This is a genomic window from Bacillus sp. EKM206B (assembly GCF_011066015.1).
Classification (GTDB): domain Bacteria; phylum Bacillota; class Bacilli; order Bacillales; family Bacillaceae; genus Bacillus; species Bacillus velezensis.
Map to the genome: position 1 here is coordinate 75,721 of NZ_JAAMNL010000010.1, position 23,618 is coordinate 99,338.

At 47.0% G+C, this 23,618-nt stretch carries 22 protein-coding genes, 1 pseudogene and 1 riboswitch; of the genes and pseudogenes, 14 read left to right on the top strand and 9 right to left on the bottom strand.

Translation table 11 applies throughout. The features are described 5' to 3' along the window. Positions 1-74: 74 nt before the first annotated feature. The 3 genes from G9F50_RS16665 to G9F50_RS16675 all read left to right on the top strand — a co-directional run bounded on the left by G9F50_RS16665 (position 75) and on the right by G9F50_RS16675 (position 2,433). The gene (locus G9F50_RS16665) at positions 75-698 is read left to right on the top strand and encodes a GNAT family N-acetyltransferase (protein ID WP_060563098.1); all 624 of its coding nucleotides are present in this window, start codon (positions 75-77) and stop codon (positions 696-698) included. 6 nt (positions 699-704) lie between these two features. Next, entirely contained in the window at positions 705-1,127 is a 423-nt protein-coding gene (locus G9F50_RS16670) for a pyridoxamine 5'-phosphate oxidase family protein (protein WP_003156270.1), read from the top strand. 496 nt (positions 1,128-1,623) lie between these two features. Continuing rightward, positions 1,624-2,433, top strand: a complete 810-nt coding sequence (locus G9F50_RS16675; RefSeq protein ID WP_060563099.1) for a lipid II flippase Amj — start codon at positions 1,624-1,626, stop codon at positions 2,431-2,433. 37 nt (positions 2,434-2,470) lie between these two features. Here the strand turns inward: G9F50_RS16675 and G9F50_RS16680 are convergent, their stop codons facing one another. Further along, positions 2,471-2,761, bottom strand: coding sequence for a DUF3817 domain-containing protein (locus G9F50_RS16680; RefSeq protein ID WP_007410179.1), 291 nt, complete (start codon positions 2,759-2,761; stop codon positions 2,471-2,473). A gap of 175 nt (positions 2,762-2,936) precedes the next feature. Between G9F50_RS16680 and lrpC the strand changes: the two genes are divergently transcribed. The 10 genes from lrpC to G9F50_RS16730 all read left to right on the top strand — a co-directional run bounded on the left by lrpC (position 2,937) and on the right by G9F50_RS16730 (position 17,389). Continuing rightward, on the top strand, positions 2,937-3,371 hold the full coding sequence (gene lrpC / locus G9F50_RS16685) for a transcriptional regulator LrpC (protein ID WP_007410180.1): 435 nt from the start codon (positions 2,937-2,939) through the stop codon (positions 3,369-3,371). Positions 3,372-3,434: 63 nt separating this feature from the next. Then, positions 3,435-5,621 (top strand): DNA topoisomerase III, encoded by a 2,187-nt coding sequence (locus G9F50_RS16690; protein WP_003156261.1) that lies wholly within the window; start codon positions 3,435-3,437, stop codon positions 5,619-5,621. 233 nt (positions 5,622-5,854) lie between these two features. Further along, the gene (locus G9F50_RS16695) at positions 5,855-6,940 is read left to right on the top strand and encodes a hypothetical protein (protein ID WP_060563100.1); all 1,086 of its coding nucleotides are present in this window, start codon (positions 5,855-5,857) and stop codon (positions 6,938-6,940) included. Further along, a complete protein-coding gene (locus G9F50_RS16700; RefSeq protein ID WP_059368262.1) occupies positions 6,921-7,769 on the top strand; it encodes a diguanylate cyclase domain-containing protein in 849 nt (282 codons plus the stop codon). Before G9F50_RS16695 ends, G9F50_RS16700 begins: the two co-directional genes overlap by 20 nt. Beyond that, positions 7,759-9,486: a DUF2334 domain-containing protein gene (locus G9F50_RS16705; RefSeq protein ID WP_060563101.1), complete on the top strand. Its 1,728-nt coding sequence runs from the start codon at positions 7,759-7,761 to the stop codon at positions 9,484-9,486. The genes G9F50_RS16700 and G9F50_RS16705 overlap by 11 nt, the downstream gene beginning before the upstream one ends. Next, positions 9,479-10,741 carry a glycosyltransferase family 2 protein gene (locus G9F50_RS16710; RefSeq protein ID WP_017419244.1) on the top strand — a complete coding sequence of 421 codons (1,263 nt, stop codon included), beginning with the start codon at positions 9,479-9,481 and terminating at the stop codon, positions 10,739-10,741. Before G9F50_RS16705 ends, G9F50_RS16710 begins: the two co-directional genes overlap by 8 nt. Before the next feature lie 5 nt (positions 10,742-10,746). Beyond that, on the top strand, positions 10,747-12,852 hold the full coding sequence (locus tag G9F50_RS16715; RefSeq protein ID WP_060563102.1) for a cellulose biosynthesis cyclic di-GMP-binding regulatory protein BcsB: 2,106 nt from the start codon (positions 10,747-10,749) through the stop codon (positions 12,850-12,852). A gap of 135 nt (positions 12,853-12,987) precedes the next feature. Next, positions 12,988-13,134: riboswitch (cyclic di-AMP (ydaO/yuaA leader) on the top strand. 156 nt (positions 13,135-13,290) lie between these two features. After that, on the top strand, positions 13,291-15,111 hold the full coding sequence (locus G9F50_RS16720; RefSeq protein WP_012116837.1) for an APC family permease: 1,821 nt from the start codon (positions 13,291-13,293) through the stop codon (positions 15,109-15,111). A gap of 52 nt (positions 15,112-15,163) precedes the next feature. After that, complete coding sequence (locus G9F50_RS16725; RefSeq protein WP_060563103.1) at positions 15,164-15,610, top strand: NUDIX hydrolase; 447 nt, start codon at positions 15,164-15,166, stop codon at positions 15,608-15,610. 57 nt (positions 15,611-15,667) lie between these two features. Further along, on the top strand, positions 15,668-17,389 hold the full coding sequence (locus tag G9F50_RS16730; RefSeq protein ID WP_014416943.1) for a pyruvate oxidase: 1,722 nt from the start codon (positions 15,668-15,670) through the stop codon (positions 17,387-17,389). Positions 17,390-17,649: 260 nt separating this feature from the next. Here the strand turns inward: G9F50_RS16730 and G9F50_RS16735 are convergent, their stop codons facing one another. The 5 genes from G9F50_RS16735 to G9F50_RS16755 all read right to left on the bottom strand — a co-directional run bounded on the left by G9F50_RS16735 (position 17,650) and on the right by G9F50_RS16755 (position 21,362). Beyond that, the gene (locus G9F50_RS16735) at positions 17,650-17,880 is read right to left on the bottom strand and encodes a hypothetical protein (RefSeq protein WP_060563104.1); all 231 of its coding nucleotides are present in this window, start codon (positions 17,878-17,880) and stop codon (positions 17,650-17,652) included. A 382-nt stretch (positions 17,881-18,262) separates the two neighbouring features. Beyond that, on the bottom strand, positions 18,263-18,820 hold the full coding sequence (locus tag G9F50_RS16740; RefSeq protein ID WP_060563106.1) for a hypothetical protein: 558 nt from the start codon (positions 18,818-18,820) through the stop codon (positions 18,263-18,265). A gap of 96 nt (positions 18,821-18,916) precedes the next feature. Next, positions 18,917-19,624 (bottom strand): hypothetical protein, encoded by a 708-nt coding sequence (locus G9F50_RS20445; protein ID WP_231945409.1) that lies wholly within the window; start codon positions 19,622-19,624, stop codon positions 18,917-18,919. Positions 19,625-19,712: 88 nt separating this feature from the next. Further along, positions 19,713-19,979: a hypothetical protein gene (locus G9F50_RS16750; protein WP_014416946.1), complete on the bottom strand. Its 267-nt coding sequence runs from the start codon at positions 19,977-19,979 to the stop codon at positions 19,713-19,715. A 105-nt stretch (positions 19,980-20,084) separates the two neighbouring features. Further along, positions 20,085-21,362 carry an Nramp family divalent metal transporter gene (locus G9F50_RS16755; RefSeq protein WP_094032124.1) on the bottom strand — a complete coding sequence of 426 codons (1,278 nt, stop codon included), beginning with the start codon at positions 21,360-21,362 and terminating at the stop codon, positions 20,085-20,087. Between the two features lie 655 nt (positions 21,363-22,017). Here G9F50_RS16755 and G9F50_RS16760 point away from each other — a divergent pair. Then, positions 22,018-22,371 carry a hypothetical protein gene (locus G9F50_RS16760; protein WP_007410203.1) on the top strand — a complete coding sequence of 118 codons (354 nt, stop codon included), beginning with the start codon at positions 22,018-22,020 and terminating at the stop codon, positions 22,369-22,371. 58 nt (positions 22,372-22,429) lie between these two features. Here G9F50_RS16760 and G9F50_RS16765 read toward each other — a convergent pair. The 3 genes and pseudogenes from G9F50_RS16765 to G9F50_RS16775 all read right to left on the bottom strand — a co-directional run. Beyond that, a pseudogene (locus G9F50_RS16765) lies at positions 22,430-22,645 on the bottom strand (DUF2188 domain-containing protein); the annotation flags it as partial. Between the two features lie 57 nt (positions 22,646-22,702). Then, positions 22,703-23,110 (bottom strand): DUF5360 family protein, encoded by a 408-nt coding sequence (locus G9F50_RS16770; protein ID WP_060563107.1) that lies wholly within the window; start codon positions 23,108-23,110, stop codon positions 22,703-22,705. After that, positions 23,107-23,472, bottom strand: a complete 366-nt coding sequence (locus G9F50_RS16775; protein WP_007410206.1) for a DMT family transporter — start codon at positions 23,470-23,472, stop codon at positions 23,107-23,109. The genes G9F50_RS16770 and G9F50_RS16775 overlap by 4 nt, the downstream gene beginning before the upstream one ends. Positions 23,473-23,618: the final 146 nt, after the last annotated feature.

The window sequence follows — 23,618 nt, forward strand, 5'->3', positions numbered from 1 at the left end:
ACGCCTCATCTTTTTTGTATGGAAAAAAATGAATTTACCTGTATAATGGCTAATAAAGGAAAGAAGGTGTGATCGTGTTTTCCTGTCAAATCCGGGAACATCTGACGATCAGATTGCTTGCCAAAGAAGATACGGACGAATTGTATTCTGTTATGAAGCGAAATCAAAACCATCTCAGCGAATGGCTCAGCTGGGCGGAAGAACTGGCTGATATCGATACGTACCGCGATGTGATCATCCCCGAATGGCGCTATAAGTACGCGGAAGAAAATGGGTTTGACGCCGGAATTTTTGTGAAGGGCCGGTTTTGCGGCATGATCAGCATCCATAATGCCGATACAGCCAATCAAAAAGCAGAGATCGGCTACTGGCTGGATCGAGAGCATGAAGGATTCGGCATTATCACCGCAAGCTGCCGGGCGGTCATCACCCATGCATTTCAGGATCTCGGCCTGAACCGCATTATGATCAGCGCGGCTGAAAAAAACACGAAAAGCAGGGCGGTGGCGGAGCGGCTCGGATTTCAGAGAGAAGGACTGACGAGAGAAGGCATTTTCGTACAGGGCGCCTATCATGACGCGGTGAAATACAGCATGCTGAAGCGGGAATGGAGCGAAGATCGGCAGAAGAGCACATTTCTTGGTTTAAATGTCTCCCCAATGTGGAAAAGTAAAAGCGGAGACGTTAAAAAGGAGTGATTCTTCATGAATCAAAATGAAATCAAAGAAAAAGTGCTTGAAGTACTGGATCATCATAAAGTCGGTTCGCTTGCGACGGTAGAGCAAGGCAAACCGCATTCACGCTACATGACATTTTTCCATGATGGCTTAACGATTTACACGCCGACGAGCAAAGACACTCATAAAGCGGAGGAAATTGAAAACAATCCGAATGTTCATATTCTGTTAGGGTATGACTGTGAAGGATTCGGAGACGCTTATGTGGAAGTGGCCGGAACCGCCAAACTGAACAACTCAGCCGATTTAAAAGAAAAGCTGTGGGATCCGAAACTGGAACGCTGGTTTGACGGAAAAGACGATCCGAACCTGGTGATTCTTGAAATTGAACCGAAGCAGATCAAGCTCATGAACGCAGGTGAAAAAACGCCGGCCGAGCTGGAACTTTAATAAATCATTTGATCATTCAGGGGCAATCTGTTATACTTAATTGCTAAGTGACAACATGCAAATAAAAAAGAAAGTAAACTTCTTTTTTCTGTTTTGATATAGAAGCTTCAGGCTTCAACGGACAGCTTGAAAAAAAGCTGAGCTTATTCTTTTCCTTCTGACATTCGCCCCTAACGAAGAGATGGAAAAAAGACTTTTTGTTTTACAATTCACACCGGCGCGGCTTCGGAGCCGCAGTGACGATTGAGAGGTAGGGCTTTCGTTGTCTTGTGTTCAAGAACTTCCATGGTGTTTACTTTCGAAGAATGATTCTGTCGGAACTGTTAATACGAATCACCCGCGGGCTAAGGCGGGCAACCATATATTATTTATTTGCGTAAGAAAAGAATAAGACAAAACCGCGCCGGACATCCGGGCGGTTTTTTATGTAAACGGCCGAAACCTCGCCGCAGTCTGCAGAGTCTAATCAGTAGAAAAGATTTGGAGGAATCATACATTGCACGTTATTACTTCACAAGTACTGTTTATCTTCTGTTTTCTGCTGCTGATACATTCGATTGAAACGCTTGCCTATGCAACACGGCTTTCCGGCGCGAGAGTCGGATTTATCGCGTCCGCACTGTCATTATTTAATGTCATGGTCATCGTGTCTCGCATGTCAAACATGGTTCAGCAGCCGTTTACCGGACATCTGATTGATGCCGCCGGATCAAACGCCCTGTCTGTTGTGGGTGCCCAGTTTCGATTTTTAATATTCGGCTCCACGATCGGAACGATGCTCGGCATCTGTCTTTTGCCGACATTCGTCGCGTTATTCTCCAGGGCGATTATACACTTGGCGGACGGAGGAGGCTCCGTCATGCAGGTATTTAAAAAAGGATTTTCACTGAACGGGCTGAAGCATGCGCGTTCTTATATCAGACTGCCGTCAGTTTCCTATTTAAAAGGGCTTCAATTCCGAATGATCCCGAAACGCTTGTTTGTCATTAATATGGTCATTACGTCTATTTACACGATCGGTGTTCTGTCCGCTTTGTACGCCGGCCTTCTGGCGCCTGAGCACAGCACGACCGCCGTGATGGCATCAGGCTTAATCAACGGAGTTGCGACTATGCTGCTGGCTGTGTTTGTTGACCCGAAAGTATCCGTACTGGCAGACGATGTGGCGAAGGGCAAGCGCAGCTACGTCTCCTTAAAATGGACATCATTGACGATGGTGACATCAAGGGTCGCGGGCACGCTTCTCGCCCAGCTCGTATTCCTCCCCGGCGCTTATTATATCGCCTGGGTGACGAAATGGATGTAACGCATGAAAAAAGCTCCTCTGCAGAAGAGGAGCTTTTTTATTGATAATGTCTCAGGCCGCGATCATAAATAAAATTACCGAACGGAATAAAGGCCGCGATAAAACCGGCGGCTGACCATTTCACATGCCATTTGACAGTAAACGCCGCATACGCCAGCACCGCCAGATAAATGATAAACAAACCGCCGTGAATGGAACCGGCAATGGTGACGGCGAGCGGATGATGAGCCCAATATTTCAGCGGCATCGCGATAAACAGCAGCACCAAAAGCGACATTCCTTCAATAAACCCCATCGTGCGAAGTCTGCCGATCGGCGTGTGTAACATACAGCTCCCTCCTGTCGGACATCTTTTTTCCTCTATACTATAAGCAAAGGGCAGTCCTAATATGACCATTTCGCGTCTGTTCCTAAAAAACCTGCATGATTTCAGCCTGTTGTTCTTGTCATTTTTCGGATTTCTCTTGATAATATAGCCAAAAGGGTAAGGAAGGACTACAGTCATGAAACTAGATAATGTTGATCTGAGCATCATTAAAGAGCTGCAGCGGGACAGCCGCCTGTCCATGCGGGAGCTTGGCAGAAAAATCAAATTGTCAGCCCCGTCCGTCACAGAGCGTGTCAGACAGCTTGAATCCTTCGGTGTTATTAAGCGCTATACATTGGACATTGATCAAAAAAAGATCGGACTTCCCGTTTCCTGCATTGTCGAAGCGACGGTGAAAAACGGAAAATACGATCAATTCAAAACCTACATTCAATCCATTCCCAACATTGAATTTTGTTTTCGGGTCGCCGGCGCGGCGTGTTATATGCTGAAGATGAACGCGGACAGCCTGGAAACGATCGAACACTTCATTAACCGCACCTCTCCGTATGCCCAAACCGTGACCCACGTCATTTTCTCAGAAATTGACACAAAAAACGTCCTCGATTAGAGAGAGCGTGAGGAAGTCTGTTATAATAACAGGATGATTGTGAAAGAAAGAGAAGTGAAAAGCATGTCAAAAACAGTTGTATTAGCTGAAAAACCTTCAGTCGGCCGGGACTTGGCCCGCGTGCTGAAGTGTCATAAAAAAGGAAACGGATATCTTGAAGGCGACCGCTACATCGTCACATGGGCGCTCGGGCATCTGGTAACGCTCGCTGACCCTGAAGGATACGGCAAAGAATTTCAATCATGGCGGCTTGAGGATCTGCCGATTATTCCGGAGCCTTTAAAGCTCGTCGTCATTAAAAAAACAGGAAAACAGTTCAATGCGGTCAAAGCTCAGCTTGTCCGGAAAGACGTCAGCCAGATCGTAATCGCTACAGACGCAGGACGGGAAGGGGAGCTTGTGGCCCGCTGGATTATCGAAAAGGCAAACGTCCGCAAACCGATTAAGCGGCTGTGGATTTCCTCTGTGACAGATAAGGCGATTAAAGAAGGATTCCAGAAGCTCCGCAGCGGCAAAGAGTACGAAAACCTGTATCATTCCGCCGTTGCCAGAGCGGAAGCGGATTGGATCGTCGGCATCAACGCGACCCGCGCCCTGACCACGAAATTTAACGCGCAGCTGTCATGCGGACGCGTCCAGACTCCGACACTGGCGATGATCGCCAAACGCGAAGCGGATATTCAAGCGTTCAAACCCGTTCCTTATTACGGTCTCCGCGCGGCGGCTGATCAGATGACGCTGACATGGCAGGATAAAAAAACAAAGCAGACAAGAACGTTCGATCAGACGGTGACCGGCCGTTTGGCAAAAGACCTGCAAGGAAAGCCGGCAGTCATTTCAGAATTGAAAAAAACGGCGAAGAAAAGCTTCGCTCCCGGTCTTTACGACTTGACGGAATTGCAGCGGGACGCTCATAAGCGCTTCGGTTTCTCCGCAAAAGAGACGCTGTCCGTTCTTCAAAAGCTGTATGAACAGCATAAGCTTGTCACTTACCCGCGGACGGATTCCAGATTCCTTTCCGCAGACATCGTGCCGACTTTAAAAGACCGTTTAAACGGCATGGAAGTTAAGCCGTACGCCCAGTACGTCAATCAAATACTGAAGCGGGGCGTCAAAGCGCATAAAGGATTCGTCAATGATGCGAAAGTATCGGATCACCATGCCATCATTCCGACAGAGGAGCCGCTGATCCTTTCAAGTCTCAGCGACAAAGAACGAAAGCTTTACGATCTGATTGCCAAACGTTTTCTCGCCGTGTTAATGCCGGCGTTCGAATACGAAGAAACAAAGGTCACAGCCGATATCGGCGGCGAAACATTTACCGCAAAAGGGAAAACGGTTCAATCGCCTGGCTGGAAAGCCGTGTATGATATGTACGAGGATGATGACGATCATGAGGAAGACAAAGACCAGACGCTCCCGGATCTTCAGCAGGGTCAGCGCCTCACTGTCTCATCACTGAAAGAAACGAGCGGACAGACGAAACCGCCGGCGCGCTTTAATGAAGGCACGCTGTTATCCGCGATGGAGAACCCAAGCGCCTTTATGCAGGGAGAAGAGAAGAACCTTGTGAAAACATTGGGTGAAACCGGCGGACTCGGAACAGTCGCCACCCGCGCTGATATCATTGAAAAACTGTTCAACAGTTTCTTGATCGAGAAAAAAGAAAAAGATATTTTCATTACGTCAAAAGGAAAGCAGCTCTTACAGCTCGTCCCGGAAGATTTAAAATCACCGGCCTTAACCGCTGAGTGGGAGCAAAAGCTCTCCGCCATCGCAGCGGGCAAACTTAAATCCGCCGTGTTCATTAAAGACATGAAAACATATGCGGGCAAAACGGTGAAGGAAATCAAAAACAGCAGCCAAACCTTCAGACATGACAACATTTCAGGCACCGCCTGCCCTGATTGCGGCAAAATGATGCTTAAAGTCAATGGCAAACGCGGCACGATGCTCGTATGTCAGGATCGTGAGTGCGGCAGCCGGAAAACGCTGGCAAGAAAAACAAACGCCCGCTGTCCGAACTGTCATAAGAAAATGGAGCTTCGCGGCCAGGGCGAAGGCCAAACCTTCGCATGTGTATGCGGCCACCGGGAGAAACTGTCCGTCTTTGAAAAGCGCAAGGCGAAAGATAAATCCGGACGCGCATCCAAGCGGGACATCAACTCTTATATGAAAAGCCAAAACAAAGAGGAGCCGATGAACAACGCGCTGGCAGAACAGCTGAAAAAACTCGGCCTGGATAAATAGATCAGAGAAAGGCAGCATTTGTAAAGAAATGCTGCCTTTTGTTGTGTTTTTAACTGTAATGGGAATGCGATCCAGACGAAGAGGGAAAAGGTGAGCAGACGGCGCCCTCATTTAAAATTTCCCAATGTGAAAAAATGCTAGTATTCTTTTATCGTTTCCTATATAGTAAAAATACTTTGTGAAAAAATAAGATATGGGTCTAAAAAAGGATTTATAAAATAGGAGGATGGACTGTGAAGCAATTCGTTTTTCGTCTGATGATCCTTTTGATTTCGATCGTTCTGACGGCGGGGTGCGCGGAGGCCGGCACTGAAAAACAGGCGGCGGCCGAACCGTCCGGACCGCTTCAGCCCGCAGAGCATTTTATTTATCATAAATTGATGAACGGGCGGGGGATGATCCGGACGAACATAGCCGGTGAGCCGGAATATTTATCTGAGTCTCTCGGACTATGGATGGCATTTTTGCTGAACAGGAAAGATGAACGGCAGTTTCAAGCGCAATATCAGCTTCTCACCGATTCGTTTCTGACGAAAAACGAGCTCGTGTCGTGGAAGATTGACGGGAATAAAGCGAGCGGCACCAATGCCTTAATTGACGATTTCAGAATTATGAACTGTCTGAATGAGGCCGGAACCCTATGGGGAAACAGTGAATACGGGAAAACAGCGGTGCAGATCGGGAAGGCGCTGGAAAAATACAATACGAATGACGGGTATTTTACGGATTATTATGATGCCGCTTCAAATGCCGCGTCAAAGACCGTGACGTTGTCCTATGTCGACCCCGGCGCCTTACAGATGCTCAGAGAAAAGGGGATTATCGATGAGAAAACGGAAAACCGGAACCTCGATGTTCTCAATCTTGCGCCCCTGAAAAATGGTTTTTTGCCGAAATCGTTCAATACCGAAACTAAGGAATACAAATATGACAGCGAAGTCAATGTCATCGACCAGCTGTATGCCGCCGTGAATCTGAAGCGGGGCGATGGCAAAGCCGCTGTGCTGTCGAAATGGATGATAAAGGAATTTAAGTCGCGCGGACAGCTGTACGGACGATACAGCGCAGACACGAAGGAGCCGGCGGTTCAATACGAATCACCGTCCGTTTACGCCCTGGCCGTTCTTTTTTTAGCAGAACAAAAAGCTGATCCGGCTGTCATCAAGCCGCTTTATGAAAGAATGACTTCATTTGAAACACTGGACACGCTGAAACGTGATTACGGCGGCTATATGAGCGGGGGCGATACACATTCTTTCGATAACCTGCTGCCGCTTCTGGCTGAAAGGAAATTGTTTAATGAAAATATCATTCAATGAATCACAAAAACTGTGCAGCTACACAGCAGTTATGCTGGTGCTGCTGTCTTTTTTTATTTACTATGCGTCTCAGCAATCCGCAGGGCTTTTGATAACCTGCATCACATTGCTTGTCACGGGAGCCGGCATATGGTTCGGGGCAATCTACGCGCTCGTCATCACCTTACTTGTCTTATTTGTTCTCGGCAGCCTGCTTCTGTGGTTTCAGACCGGGAGCTTTATGGCGTCTGCCGGTGCCGAAAGTCTGCAGGTGCTGGTCATTTGGGGGATTGCGCTGCTGCTCTTTTCTTACATAGCGGGAAGGATTCACGAGTTGGCGAAGGGGCTTGAGCGCTCAGTGAAACAGCTGCGTGAAGAGATTACGAGCTTTGTTGCCGTCGACAGGGTGACCGGCTTTGACAACCATCTGCGGATGAAGCTGGAGCTTTCTGAGGAAATCAAGCGGGCGGAACGCTACGGCAATTCCTTCGTCTTTTTGCTGCTGCACATGCATTATTTCAAGGAATTCAAATCCCTCTACGGAGAAAAAGAGACCGACCGCCTGCTGGCATTTATCAGCCGCCAAATCCGGTCAAGCGTTCGGGAAACAGACAAAAAATTCAGGCCGTCCGCCGAACGGTTCGGCATCGTGCTGACCCATACTCCTGAAGAACACATGCCGGCCGTTCTGGCGAAGCTGAAAAAGGAATTGGATACGTACCGGCTGCAAAACGGTAAATACGTCTCCATCACCTTCCGTGTATGTTACTTGGCGTACCGAAAGGATTTACAAACGGCCGAGCAATTTTTAAATGAACTGGAAAACGAGATGATGATGAATGAACTCTAAATGGATACGTCTCTTACTCTCGGCGCTCTTCATGATTTCGTCGGTTTATGTTCCCCTTACGGCGGAAGCAAAAGACAAAAAGGACGGCATTCTCATTATTTATACAAGCACGGACGGCAAAGAAACCGCTGAGGTCAAAATGCTTGATCTGACCGCGGGCCATTTCTCATCTGCCGTCACCGTGAAAAGCGACGGAGACATCACAGCCGCGGACCTCAAAAAGAATCGGCGCGTCATCTATTACGGCGTCACGAAAAAAAAGCTCAGCACATCATTCGTGTCTCTGATCAGCAGCATGCCGCAGCAGCTTATCAGCATCGGCTATAACGCCGGACAGTTCCGCCAATTTGCGGGTTTGTCCCTGACAGAGAAAGAAACGGTATACCGCATTTACGGCAAAGAAGAAAAAACAGACATGCCGCTTGAAAAAGGGATGTCCGTGCTCGGCGTATCGGGAGTAAAAGGAAAGCCCCTTTATACATACCGGTCCGGTGACGGCAGCACCCGCCCTTTTATGTGGAAAACGGCGCGCTCTGACTATTATTTCGGTGTGACGAGCCTGTTAAATGATTCGTTTCTGACGGCGAAAGCGCTGCGCAGCGCTTTCGGAGAATCAGCGGGCGGCACCCTCCTTTATTTACGGCTTGAAGACATCAGCCCGATGTCAGATGAAACATTGCTTTACGAAGCGGGCGCTTACCTGCATAAAAGACACATTCCGTTTATGCTGGCGGTCATTCCGGTCTATCTCAATCCGGAAAACGGAGAAAAAGTATACTTGGCGGACAAGCCGAAAATGGTCAGCGTCCTGAAAAAACTTCAGCAAATGGGCGGCAGCATCATTATTCACGGCTACACGCACGCATACCGATACAGCGAAACGGGAGAAGGCTTTGAATTTTGGGATGCCAAAGCGGATCAGCCGATTACGTCAGAAAATGCGGATGATACTCCGGTCAAGCTTGAAAAGGAACAGGATTTTCCGAATGAAAAAGCGTACCGGGCGTATGTGAAGCCTTTCCGTGAAAAAGAAAAAATCTACACGAGAACGAAGCTGGAGCAGGCGATTGACGATTTGACAGAGCTCGGCCTTTACCCGCTGTCATTCGAAGCGCCGCACTATACGATGTCTGAAGAAGGCTACAAAATCGCATCTTCTTATTTCTCCAGCATTTTCGGACAAGTACAGCTCAGCGGCACGACGTGGAAAACCTCGGGCGCCCCTCCGTTCGTCTCAAAGCCGGCTATGCTGGACGGGATGACGCTGTACCCGGAAACAATCGGTTATGCCGATAACTCAAAGGAAAATCCGCTCGGAGATATGGAGAATCATATTTCGCAGATGATTGATTTCGGCGGCGGAGTGGCGGGCGGTTTCTACCATCCGTATCTCGGCATGAAATACCTCCCTGAGCTCGTCAATCAGATGGAGCGGATTCCCGGCGGCGAGTGGCTCGATCTGAAGAAAACGAAGCAAACGGTAACGTCGGACAGCGTCAGGATCAAAACGGACGGAGACGGAACCATTCATGTGGAAAATAAGATTCATCCGATAACGGCCTTTTTCAATCACCATCAGCAGACGCCTCTGGAAAAAGCGCTTTGGATTCTCTCCGGCGTGGTGTTATTGTTTATCATCATGTTCGCCTGCTACGTTCTTTATTTGCGCGCCACATTAAAAAAACGAATCTTTAAGGAGAGAAGGAGCCTTGAGTAACATTCTGTTTTTTATCTCATTAAGTTTAATATGGGTGATGCTTCTCTATCACATGTTTCTGATGCAGGGCGGATTCAGGCATTATATGACCTTCGAACGCAACATTCCGAAATGGCGCGCAAAGATGGGGGAGCTCCCGAAGGTCAGCGTGCTCATTCCCGCGCATAACGAGGAGGTCGTCATCAGGCAGACGCTGAAGGCGATGGTGAACCTGTATTATCCGAAAGACAGGCTTGAGATCATCGTCGTTAATGATAATTCCTCCGACCGGACGGGAGACATCGTCAATGAATTTTCCCGTCAGTATGACTTCATTAAAATGGTCATCACAAAGCCCCCGAACGCCGGAAAAGGAAAATCTTCGGCGCTGAACTCAGGGTTCGCGGAATCGAACGGAGACGTGATCTGCGTGTATGATGCGGACAACACGCCGGAAAAAATGGCGGTGTACTACCTGGTTCTCGGTCTGATGAATGATGAGAAAGCGGGAGCGGTTGTCGGGAAATTCCGTGTCATCAACGCGGCCAAAACGATCCTCACGAAGTTTATCAATATTGAAACCATCTGCTTTCAGTGGATGGCGCAGGGCGGCAGATGGAAATGGTTCAAAATCGCCACCATCCCGGGAACGAACTTCGCAATCAGGCGGAGCATTATCGAACAGCTCGGCGGCTGGGATGATAAGGCGCTGGCGGAGGATACCGAGCTGACCATCCGCGTCTATAATCTCGGCTACCATATCCGCTTTTTCCCGGCGGCTGTGACATGGGAGCAGGAGCCTGAGACTTGGAAGGTGTGGTGGCGCCAGCGGACAAGATGGGCGCGCGGCAATCAATACGTCGTTCTCAAGTTTTTATCCCAATTTTTCAAGCTGAAACGGAAGCGGATCATCTTCGATCTGTTTTATTTCTTTTTTACGTATTTTTTGTTTTTCTTCGGTGTGATCATGTCAAACACGATTTTTATCATCAATCTTTTTTACGACCTGCATCTGGCTGTCGGGTTTTTGGCGATGATTTTGTGGATACTGGCCTTTTTCCTGTTTATGACTGAGGTCATGATTACTTTAAGCATTGAAAAAACAGAAATGAACAAACAAAACTTCTTTATCGTATTTCTGATGTACTTTACATACTCCCAGGCTTGGATCGTGCTCGTCATCTGGTCATTATTCACAGAGATCAAGCACCGCTTGTTCAAGCAGGAAGTCAAGTGGTACAAAACGGAGCGATACAATCAAAATAAAAGCGGGTGACCTTTTTGAAAAAAGCGATCATATTGATAACTGGCCTTTTGCTATTGATGTATAACGGGCAGGCGGCCGCGGCCCGGGAACTGAAAACGGACGGTTCCGCCCTCGGAACAAGCGCCGGCGCAAAAGAGCAGCAGGCGCTGACTGGCGATCTGATGACACTGTACGGGGCGAAAGACAGTGCAGAGCTGACCTATCAGATTCCTGCGGGAGCTTCGAATGCCGATCAGTCGCTTCTGATTGATTACGAGGCGTCAAACTTATTAATTGCCCCGTCTTCTTTAACCATCGCCATTGATGATGAACCCGTCAAATCCATAAAGCTTGACGGCAGTTCCAAGCGGAAAACGGTGAAGCTTAATCTCAGCAAAAGCCAATCCGCCCAAGGCTATCACAATGTATCATTACGATTTTACGGCGTATTAAAAGAGGGCGTCTGCGTCAGGCAGGATACGTCAGGCAACTGGATAAAAATTTACCCGGACAGCCGCCTTGTGCTTTCAGAAGCAAGCAAGTCAAAGGGAGCGGATCTCGGCCATTTCCCGTATCCGTTTGCCCAATCAGGCAATACGGGTGAAGAAACCGATATTATCCTTCCTGACAAACCGACCTCGGCGGAAGCTGAAGCCGCAGTCAAAACAGAAGCATTTCTGAAAACGGCAGACAGCAGGCTGAAGGTATCCTATGTAAAAGAATCCGACGCCGGCAAAATCAGCAATCCGTCAATTGTCATCGGCGCTGATCAGCATTGGAACGGGAAAATAAAAGAACTTTTCGAACGGGGGAACATCAAAGCGGAAGACAACAAACTTCTTCTCGCTGAACGGGTTCTGACATCAGGGGACAAACGGCAGCCCGTCCTGTTTGTCACGGCGCAATCAGACAAAACGCTGGCGGATAAAATCCGCGTCATCACAGACAGCGCTTATTCAGGCCAGCTGGGCGGAGATACTTTGACAATCGGCCGCCTTCAGCCCGCTGCGGAAAAGACAGGCAATAAACTGACACTAGAGGACTTCGGCGCGGGAAATGTAACGGTCGGATCAAACAAAACGGCGTCAGAGCACTTCTTTTACCCTGCGGCGGCCGCTGTTGATAAAGACGGTAAGGTCAAGCTTTCACTTACATTAAAGACGTCGGAATCGATCCGGACGAAGGCGGATTCAGCAAATGACGCCGAGAGAGCGGAGCTGAACGTCATGGTCAACGGACAGCCGAATGCGGTGCGTCTTGATAATCTCGGCAATAAAGATAAAGACGGCTTTTACCACGTCTCCATCCCGATTGATCCGAAGCTTTTGCGAAGCAGCAGGTACATTGATCTGCAATTTGTCACATCAGGTTTGAAACATAACAATCCGTGTATCGACCGTGACGAAAACAAATGGGTCTATATTGATAAAAGCAGCACGCTGACGTATCCGGTAAGCGATGCGGCGCAGAAAGCGGATTTCGGGCAATGGCCGCTCCCGTTTGCGGGCGGCGGGAAAGAGAAAACAGTAATCGTCATCCCGGATGGCGTAAACATACAGACACTGAAAGAGCTTTCTCTGGTGGCGGATTCATTCGGAAACGGCTTTACCGTAAAGACGGCATCAGACATGAAGGAAGCGGATGCCAAAGGCCGGAATGTTGTGTTTATCGGAGGCCTGCCGCAAATTCCGCTTTTGAAATCAAACGCCTCTAAGCTTCTCGTGCCGTCAGACCGCAGCGGAGCTTACGATGTTTCTTCGTTTCAGATGCTGAATGAGACAACGAAACAAGTCGCGTTTACCCAGGAATCACCTTGGGACGCCGGCCGGAGCATCGCTGTTTTTGCTCCGTTATCAGGAAGCGGCGCGTCTGTCACAAAAGAGCTGATCAGCTTTTTAGACAGCACAAGCGATGCCGCAACCGTCATTAACGAAACAGCCGGCCGGCAGCTGTTTTCGAATCATCAGCAAATCAAGTCCGATGACAGCAGTCCGGCGGCTGATACGAAGAGCCGGTCCGCAGCACTGAACGTTACGTATATTGCTGTTTTCGCGGCGCTTATAATCATTGCAGCCGGTCTGATCTGGCTGATGGCAAGAAGGAAAAAAAGAAAAACGGATCATGAAAAAAGTGAAGAGTAATGAAGGTAAAAGAGGCCGTTAACAGGCCTCTTTTTTTTGTATTTTTATTTCCATTTTTGGCGGTGATTTTTTTATTTTTGAAACAGCATAAAAGCCCCTTTACAACTGAACGGGACGGGAGTATGATCTCTTTTATAATCTATATCGCTTAATCTGTAATCAGAGCGGGGGAACCAATTTGCGGCGCGTGATGCCGCTTGGGGTGAATCCTTTTTCAGGTAGGGCCAACTCTCATCAGCCCGAATCCGACAGCTAACCTCGTAAGCGTTCATGAGAGGAGATGAATGAAACCTGTGCACGATTATGGCGCAGGGGCATCCGTTTGCCTCTGTGTCTTTTTGCTGTGCTGAAATATGGCATGCAATCAGCATTCGGAGACATCATAGCAGTAAGGGTTTGTAAATCAAACGGAAAATGAAAAAAAGGGGAAGACAACAAATGTACCATTCAATCAAAAGATTTTTGATTGGGAAACCGCTGAAATCACAGGCGGCCGGAGAGCAGAAACTCACGAAACTCAAGGCGCTCGCCATGCTTTCTTCAGACGCGCTGTCATCAGTTGCTTACGGAACGGAACAGATCCTGATCATTTTGGCTGCGGTAAGCGCGGCCGCGTTTTGGTATTCCATTCCGATCGCAGCGGGTGTTCTCATTTTGCTGCTTGCTTTGATTCTGTCCTACAGACAGATTATTTACGCTTATCCGCAAGGCGGAGGCGCTTATATGGTTTCTAAAGAAAATCTTGGTGAGAAGCCCGGCCTGATTGCGGGCGGCTCATTGCTTGTTGATTATATTCTGACGGTGGCGGTAAGCATTTCTGCCGGAACTGACGCGATTACATCGGCATTTCCGGCTTTGCACCCGCATCATTTGCTCATTGCTGTTTTGCTTGTGATTCTGATTATGATTTTAAATTTGAGAGGACTGTCAGAGTCGGCGTCCATTTTGGCGTATCCCGTCTATCTGTTTGTGGCGGCGCTTGTCCTTTTGATCGTCGTCGGGCTGTTTAAGCTCATGACGGGCCAGGTTCATCCGGCCGAGCATACACCAATCGGCACGCCCGTGGCGGGCATCACGCTGTTTTTGCTGCTGAAGGCCTTTTCATCCGGCTGTTCGGCACTGACCGGTGTTGAAGCCATTTCAAACGCGATCCCGGCCTTTAAAAATCCTCCGGCAAAAAACGCGGCCCGCACTTTGGCCATGATGGGGATTCTGCTGGCGATCTTATTTACGGGGATTACGGTGCTGGCGTACGGCTACGGCACGGGTCCGAAGCCTAACGAGACCGTTATTTCACAAATCGCCGCGGAAACCTTCGGACGGCATACGGTGTATTATTTCATTCAAGGCGTTACATCATTGATTCTCGTGCTTGCGGCGAATACGGGTTTTTCTGCATTTCCGCAGCTGGCGTTTAATTTAGCGCGCGATCAGTATATGCCGAGAATGTTTACGGTCCGAGGCGACCGATTAGGCTTTTCAAACGGAATCATCTTTCTCGGTATCGCGTCCATCTTGCTCATTCTTTTATTCGGCGGCCGCACGGAACATTTAATTCCGCTTTATGCCGTCGGCGTGTTCATTCCGTTTACGCTGTCGCAGACGGGAATGTGCATCAAGTGGATCAGGCAGAAGCCGAAGGGCTGGGCGGTAAAAATGCTGATTAACTCATGCGGCGCCGCCATTTCATTTATGGTGCTGTGTATTTTATTCGCGACGAAGTTCAATCTTGTCTGGCCGGTGCTGTTATTCATGCCTGCTGTCGTCATGCTGTTTTTCGTCATTAAAAATCACTACACCGCGGTCAGCGAACAGCTGCGGGTCGTTGATCAGCAGCCTGAGGAAATCAAGGGAACCGTCGTCATCGTGCCTGTCGCCGGTGTCACCACCGTCGTCCAAAAATCGATTCAGTATGCGAAATCATTATCGGATCAGGTCATTGCGGTTCATGTTTCCTTTGACAGAGAAAACGAAAAAAAGGTGGAAAAGCGCTGGGAAGAACTTCATAACGGCGTCCGCCTCGTCACCCTGCATTCCTCATACCGCAGTCTGGTTCATCCGTTTGATAAGTTTTTAGAAACGGTCGAACAGAAAGCGAAAAAAGAACAGTTCTCCGTGATGGTGCTGTTTCCGCAATTTATTACGAAAAAACGCTGGCAGACCATCCTTCACAACCAATCAGCCTTCTTGCTCCGCGTCCGGCTGTTTTGGAAGAAGGACATCATCGTCGCCACCCTGCCGTATCATTTTAAAAAGTAACGGAAAGACCGCAGGCTAAAATGCCGCGGTCTTTTTTGTAAAGGAGGACGACATGGCACAAGGCGCTTTTGTCATCATACAAAATGACGGGCGGGACATATTGCTCGTAAAACGAAAAGACATTCCCTTATGGGATTTGCCCGGGGGCGGGATCGCAGAAGGTGAAACACCTGAAGCCGCAGCCGTCAGAGAGGCCTGTGAAGAAACCGGGTATAACGTGACCATCCTGCAAAAAGCCGGTGAGTATGAAAGGCCGGCATTTGAAGATACACAGCACGTGTTTATTGGAGCCATTACCGGAGGAACCCCGCTGATGAACGGGCCGGAAACCGCCGCATTACGCTGGTTTTCTCCAAACCGGCTGCCGCTGTTCATGGTGCCGAACAGAAAACGGCAAATAAAAGACGGACTCAATGGGGCGGCAAATCGTAAGGCAGTCCTTAAGGACAGAAATCTGTTATCCATCCTTGATCTGCTAAGAAAAAAGCTGAGAGTATAGCCCGTGTTTCAACCCGTATGAAATAGGGGATGAATACAGGTAAAAGGAGGATGCAGTATGCCAAGTAAAACAGCAGGACACGTAATGACGGAGCTGCTTGAACAATGGGGAGTCGGTCATATATACGGCATTCCCGGAGACAGCATTAATGAATTTATCGAAGAACTGAGACATGAACGGAATAACCTGACATTCATCCAAACCCGGCACGAAGAAGTCGCAGCCCTGGCTGCCGCGGCTGAGGCAAAACTGACCGGGCAGATCGGTGTCTGCCTTTCAATCGCAGGACCGGGGGCCGTTCATCTGCTGAACGGTTTATACGACGCCAAAGCGGACGGCGTTCCGGTGCTGGCGATTGCGGGACAGGTGGCTTCCGATGAAATCGGCCGTGACAGCTTTCAGGAAATCAAATTAGAGCAAATGTTTGAGGACGTGGCGGTATTCAACCAGCAAGTACATACGGCAGAAGCGCTGCCCGATCTTCTGAATCAGGCGATCCGCACGGCTTACAGCAAAAAAGGCGTTGCCGTTTTAACCGTTTCTGATGATTTATTCGCGCAAAAAATCAAACGGGAGCCGGTTTACACATCGCCGATATACCTCAAAGCTGATATAGAGCCGAAAAAAGAACATCTCGTGACATGCGCGCAATATATTAACAACGCAAAAAAACCAGTCATTCTCGCCGGCCAAGGGTTAAAATCAGCAAAAGAGGAGCTGCTCGCATTCGCCGATAAAGCGGCCGCTCCGATTGTCATTACCCTTCCGGCAAAAGGCGTCGTGCCTGACAGCCATCCCCACTTTCTCGGGAATCTCGGGCAAATCGGCACAAAGCCCGCCTACGAAGCAATGGAGGAATGCGATCTGCTGATCATGCTCGGCACATCGTTCCCATACAGGGATTATCTCCCGGATGATACGCCTGCCATTCAGCTTGATTCGGATCCGGCGAAAATCGGCAAGCGCTATCCCGTCAATGCGGGAATCGTCAGTGATGCGGCTCTGGGGCTGAAAGAGCTGACGGAATACATTGAATATAAAGAAGACAGAAGATTTTTAGACGCCTGCACCGAGCACATGAAGCATTGGTGGAAGGAAATCGAAAAGGATGAAACCGAAGCGACTCATCCGCTCAAGCCGCAGCAGGTCATTGCCCGGCTTCAGGATGCGGCCGCAGAGGACGCCGTCCTGTCAGTGGATGTCGGAACGGTTACGGTGTGGATGGCCCGCCATTTTAAAATGAAGAAGCAGGACTTTATCGTCTCAAGCTGGCTCGCCACGATGGGGTGCGGGCTTCCGGGAGCGATTGCTGCAAGCCTTGCCGAACCTGAGCGGCAGTCCATCGCCATTTGCGGAGACGGCGGATTTTCAATGGTGATGCAGGATCTGCCGACAGCTGTTAAATATAAACTGCCGATTACGGTTGTCATATTAAACAACGAAAATTTAGGCATGATTGAATATGAACAGCGGGTCAAAGGCAACATTGACTACGTCACCCAGCTGCAAAATATGGATTACGCCGCTTTTGCAGAAAGCTGCGGGGCAAAAGGCATCAAAGTGACGAAACACGAGGAATTGGCTCCTGCTTTTCATGAAGCGCTCAACTCAAATGAGCCGGTCGTCATCGACGCCGTCATCGGCGACGAGCCGCCGCTTCCGGGAAAAATCACTTACGGCCAAGCGAAGGGCTTCAGCAAATACATGCTGAAAAACTTCTTTGAAAACCAAAAAATCGAAATGCCGTCACTCAAGAAAAGCTTAAAACGGCTGTTTTAAGAAGCCGGCGCTTTAAAAAAATAAACAGGCAGCATGCCTGTTTATTTTTTTAGGCTTTCTTATTGATGATTATTTCTTTAATGACCTCTTCCATGGTAAGGAAGAGGTCAGCGGTTCGAGCCCGCTTAGAAGCTTAGAGGACGGGGACCGTAACCGAAAGTATATCGTATTAAAATCTCCGGAAACGGTAAAGGAGGTCGTAAAATTCGCAGCTGGCGAGCGATGGCTGATCAAAAAACTCGTGATGGATCAGCGCGGTTTTATCTTAAGAACAGCCAGAGAGCGGTCACAACAGCGATCATAAAGTAATCTCCATCATTCAGTGTAGTTCCATTTTTGACAAACATACGTGCCGTCCGGTTTGTCTTTGTCCCTTCCGGGGTTTTAAGCGCAATGTTCTTCCCTATATTGTAATAAACAACTTTAAACAAATAATATGCCAGCGAACAGAATAAAAAGAGCAACATGAACTTGCCAATAAACAATATCATGTTTCATTACTCCCTTTTGCCGTTTTTTCGTTTGAATATATGACGGAGAAGTCAGGATGTTATATAAAAGGAGAAGTATTTTACAGAGGCCGGTGTTAAACATTAATGAACGGTTCCCGCAACATCCCCAAATCCGGAGCAATTTCAAAATGAAAGAGAAGCCCTAGGATTATAAAAAAACAGACCCTAATTTGTCCGCTTTTTTTTGAAAATTTGATCCAAGATGAACATAAAGAGAGTGAATAAAAAGGACACCGTAATCATATCTATCAGAGATAGATTAGAGGTTTCTTTTATTAGTAGCAGCCATACCACCTGCAAAACTAAAGAAATAGAAAAATAGGATATATATTTAATGCTCTTCATACCCATTGCCCCCTTATTAGCCTAATTTCTCTTTTGAAATCTTATCCAAATTAGTAAAAAGGAAATCCAATCCCGAAAATAAGAAAGTGATGAACAATGAAAGAAGCACTTCTCCGCCTTGAAATATAGATATGTTCTCAATGATATGATTGGAAACGTATTGAACTGAGAAGTAAACAGCAGCCCATGCAAAAATGAATTCAAGGATATAGGCTGACCAAGCAGGCAATGTCAAAACATGAGTCATTCCTTTAACAATTGCCGTAAGGATAAGCATATAAACTGAAGCTAAAATACTGACGACAACAGAAAATATGTATAAGTCTGAAAGTGAACCATAGATGATATACTCTCCGAAAAAATGATTTACAGTTATAGCTGCAAAATAAATAACTAGGCTAGGTACAGTTATAGCGAAGAACAGGGAGAATCCAATAAGCCCTATGAAAGCTACATGAGCTAAGCGGGTGGGTGGTGTATCCACAATCTCCTTTTTTAATAGAATCATAAAAATAAGAGATGAAATCACAAGGCAGCATAAGAAAGTGAGCAAAACAGTAAAAAAGACAGTCATTTTGACATCTCCAATGAAAAAGTGCTATTAGAGTGAATCTAACAGCACTTTGCATTACTTCATACGTATTTTCCTGATGATCATTTATGAATGATTTTAAAATGCTTTCATTGCTAAAGTTGTCAAATGAGCGAGGTTTTTAGCCTGGCTGTCAGAAAGTCCGGACTTTTTAAGTGAGAGATAAAGATTCTTTTCCACGTCAGTCCAGCTTAAGGCGACATACTCGTTCAGCATTTTCTTTAAAACCGGTTCTATGTGTTCATTGAAAACGGACTCGAGTTCATTTCTTATTTTCTTTCCTGCTAATTTTTCAACAAGATTGAATAATTTTGTTTTATTTTTCAGCACTTCTCTGATTACATCTTTGACTGGTTTTGACACAGATGCATCGCTTTGTGCTTTAAGTCCGTAGGAAAATTGCGTATCAGTCTGATAAAAAAATGATTTGGTCGTTCCAGTGGCATTGGCAGTATTATTATGATTTTCTTTAGCTAAGGATGCGGGGACAAAAGCAGTAGTTACAAGGGCTAAAGATGCGGCAAACAGAATGCCTTTAGCTGCGTGTCTAATGGGAAATCCTCCTTTAGAAATGTAGTGTAGAGAGAAATGAAAGACTATGTATTTAGGCGGGACCTGTATGATCCGCTTTGAACATTTTTCCCTCTCAGATACCATTCTATCAATAGGTATTTTTTGGGTAAATAGGATTTTAATACGATATTTTTCTCGCAATTCAAAATCTTCTTTAGCAGGATTTATTTTAGCTGCAGTTTTGTGAAATAGAACATGGGCTGGGGCCTGCATGTACAGGCTGTTTGAGGCGGAATCACATTATCGGAGCGGTTTTATAATTTAGGGTTAATGAATAAAAATAAACAGGCGGCATGCCTGTTTATTTTCGTTTGCGTGAAAGAGCGAAGAAAAACGGGAAGGCGGAGCCGGCCAATAATGTACCGAATAAAAACATGCCCCCGATGAACACATGATAGTTCACCCCGCCGATCCAAAGCCCCGTGATTAAGGAAACGATGCTTAATGCGATCATCAAAAACCCGGGAATCAGACGTTTCTTACCCGTTGTCCGATAAGCAAAAAGAGAACAGAAGATGCCGATGACAATCGGCACAATCCACAGATAAAAAAGGATAAATACTGACATAAGCAAAACTCCGATTTTTCTTCTATCATACCAAAAACGCCCGGAAAAAGATACGAACGGCACCCGGCGTCAAAAGAAAAACCGGCCGCTATGGCCGGTTTTTTTCTAACGGAATGAATCGTAGATCACAAACAGATTAAGCGCGATCACCAAAACCGCAATCAGCCAGGCGAGAGCCGTCACCCATTTTCGGTTCGTCAGGGCGCCCATCAGGCGTTTGTTGCTTGTAAACATAATCAGCGGCACGAGCGCAAAGGAGATGCCGAATGAAAGAACGACCTGGCTCCATACGAGCGCTTCTGTGGCGTTGACCCCCGAGATAATGATGATCATCGGCGGAATGATGGTAATGAAACGCCGCAAATAAAGCGGGATACGGTAACGGATGAAGCCCTGCATGATAATATCGCCTGACAATGTGCCGACAGAAGAGCTTGAAAGCCCTGCGGCCAGCAGCCCGATCCCGAAGAGAATGGCTGAAGCCGGTCCGATATAGTGGCCGAATTGCTGATAAGCCACGTCTAAATCTTCTACATACAGCCCGTTCTTGAAGAAAAGCGCGGCAGCGACGATGAGCATGCTTGCGTTAATCGCCCCGGCGATCACCATCGCGATGAGAATGTCAATCGTCTCGAATCTAAAAATCTTTTTCCGCTCACTATCCGTTTTTCCGACGACACGGCGCTGTGTCAGTGCGGAATGTAAGTAAATGGCATGCGGCATCACGGTTGCGCCGAGTATCCCGGTTGCCAAGAGCACACTGTCCATTCCGTCAATTTTCGGGATAAACAGCCCCTCGAGAACGGAGGCGGCGTCAGGTTTGGCAAAGAAGGTTTGCAGAGCGAAGGCGATCACCACGACGAACAGAAGTCCGGCGATGCCCGCTTCCAGCGCACGGTAACCGCGGCGCTGCAGTTCTAAAATCGCGAATGATCCGATCGCCGCGATAATGGCCGCTTCAACCATCGGTATGCCGAACAGCAGGTTGAGTCCGAGCGCCGCCCCGATAAATTCTGCCAGATCAGTTGCCATAATCACTAGTTCACCCTGTATCCACAGCCCGGCTGATACCCATTTCGGATACCGGTCTCTGGCGATTTCCGGAAGGTTTTTACCCGTGGCAATGCCGAGCTTCGCGGAAAGAACTTGAATTAAAAAAGCCATCAAGTTTGAAAAGAGGATGACCCACAGCAGCATATACCCATACTTCGAACCAGCTGAGATATTCGTAGCGAAGTTTCCCGGATCAATGTAGGCAATCGCCGCGATAAAGGCGGGGCCTAAAAAAGGCAGAAGCCGCTTGAATCCCTTGCTTTTGCCGTCAAGTGCATCCTGCACGGCTTTTGCTTGCAGTGATTGTGCTGAGATGTCTTTGCTCATTATGTCTCACCTAAATTCCGATAGATTTTTAGCTAAATAACAAAAAGTTTCCTAGATGCAAATTATTTTATCTACATCATAAATCCGCTATTATAAGATGTCAAGTTCTTTATGTTCAATAAACCGGCACATTGATGCCCTGTTTTATCTATGATATGTATCCCGCCGAAGAAAGATCCGAAAATGAAAACGACATCGTTCCGGGAAAGAAGCGATGCCGTTCGCAAAGCGTGTTTCCGCGTCCGATCATACGCGGAGGCGTGGAGCGTTCTTTTAAAAAGGTGAAAAGAGGACACTTGCCCATATAACTTCACAACTTTCTGTCCGCCCAACTGATTTGAGAAAAAGACGCTGTATTTCCTCCGTTTTCCCGGGTAAATAGAATAATAATGTTTCTTTCCATTGGAAGATAAAACCTTTCTGTACCATTCAAATGACCTCCGGAAAAACTCCGGCCGCTCTGAATAAACGTTTGAATCAACGATATATCAGTGATTCCAGTCCAATAAACCGCTGTTATCTACCAAAAAAAGAATCGGCATGGTCACTTGCGAAGAAAAGAAGTTGGAGCATTAGACTTATTTCAGTCTCCCGGGCGAAAAAGTATAATAACGTCAGGAAAGCTTTCCGGCCATATGATAAAAGAGGGGGAATTTTCTTGGTACGTCGTTTGTCGATCATTTCTTTAGCCATGATTTTTGCTGTTTCTTTATTCGCTTTTGGCGGCTCTGCATCAGCAGCAGCTTTCAAACCTAAAGCTGAACCGGACGTTTCCATTTTAGCCAGCGGGGGCACAGTCGGTATTTACGGTGCTAATATGCGCTCATGCTCTAAGGTCAGCTGTTCAACGATCACAACATTCTCAAGCGGTAAAAAAATTACAGGTTCTTGGGTAACCGGAGAATATGTTCAAGGCCACTACACCAATTCTAATAAATGGCTGAAAGTCACGTATGCGGGAGCGACAGGCTACGTTTCAGTCACCACACTATCTTATTATTACGGTTTATAATCAGAAAAACCTCGTTCTCTTGAGAGCGGGGTTTTTCCTTTATTCCGATTCAATTTCCGCGTTTCGTTTCATCATCGTGTTTCATCAGCTGATCGATTTCTTCCTTAGAAGCGTTTTTTTTCCACTCTTTCGCCTGACTTGTCGCAATGGGAATGGCCCGTCCTTCTTCATAACCCTCATCTACCATCGCATTCGCGATTTCGATCGCTTTTTTCTTCACAGGTTCCTCGAGATTCTTCAATGATTGCGGATAATCCTTCATAGACCAAGGCATGTCTATCACTCCTTTATGAAAAGTGTTTCCCGCCTGAAGAAAAAGAAAACCGCCTCATCAAAAAGAATGACAGCTATTTTTACGAGAGACCAGCAATTTCTGAATAAAATATAAAGGATAAAGAAGCAAGTACAGATTGAATGCCCACCACATAAGATCAAAATCACCGATAAATACCCAAAAGGCAATCGCTTGCAGGCCTGAACAAAAGGTCAGCACAAGTGATATTAATGCGAAAGGGCGCCATAACGCATGTTTCCGTTTATAAAGAAACAAGCTGTACAGCCCGGTTATCGAAATGAAAATATCTAAGGGAAAGAATGACCAGTTCCAGGCCATGATCATGGCGTTATCATAATCTTTAAACACCATGTTTTTTGGAATCCACTCAAAAAAAGTAACAATCCAATAAACGATAAATCCAATATCTGTAATGAGAAAGAGAACCTTTAACCCTTTCATCATCTGTTTCTGTCCGTATGAACGCTGATGCCGTTTGATGACGTCTCACTTTCAGAAATAAAGTTTAAGGAAACGACACCGATGATGATCAGAAGAACAGAGACGGCTTTTATGACAGAGAACTGTTCATGAAAGAAAAAAATTCCGATCACGGAAATCAGCACGATCCCCATCCCCGACCAGACCGCATACGCGATGGAGACACTTATATATTTCAAAGTCAAAGTAAGAAAACAAAGGCTGCCGATATAAAACAATAATAATAAAATACTTGGGACAAGTTTTGTAAATCCATTTGATAATTTCATGCTGACCGTACCCAATACTTCAAAAATGATCGCTAAACTTAAATAAATCCATTGCATTCAACATTCTCCTTCAATCGTATTATTCAAAATTATACAATATACAGAATTTGAAGAAAATTAAACAATGGAATGTTTTCCGGATAAAAAATCCGGCCGGGTGTAAAAAGAAAACGCCATAAAGGTATACTATGAAGAAAGAAATC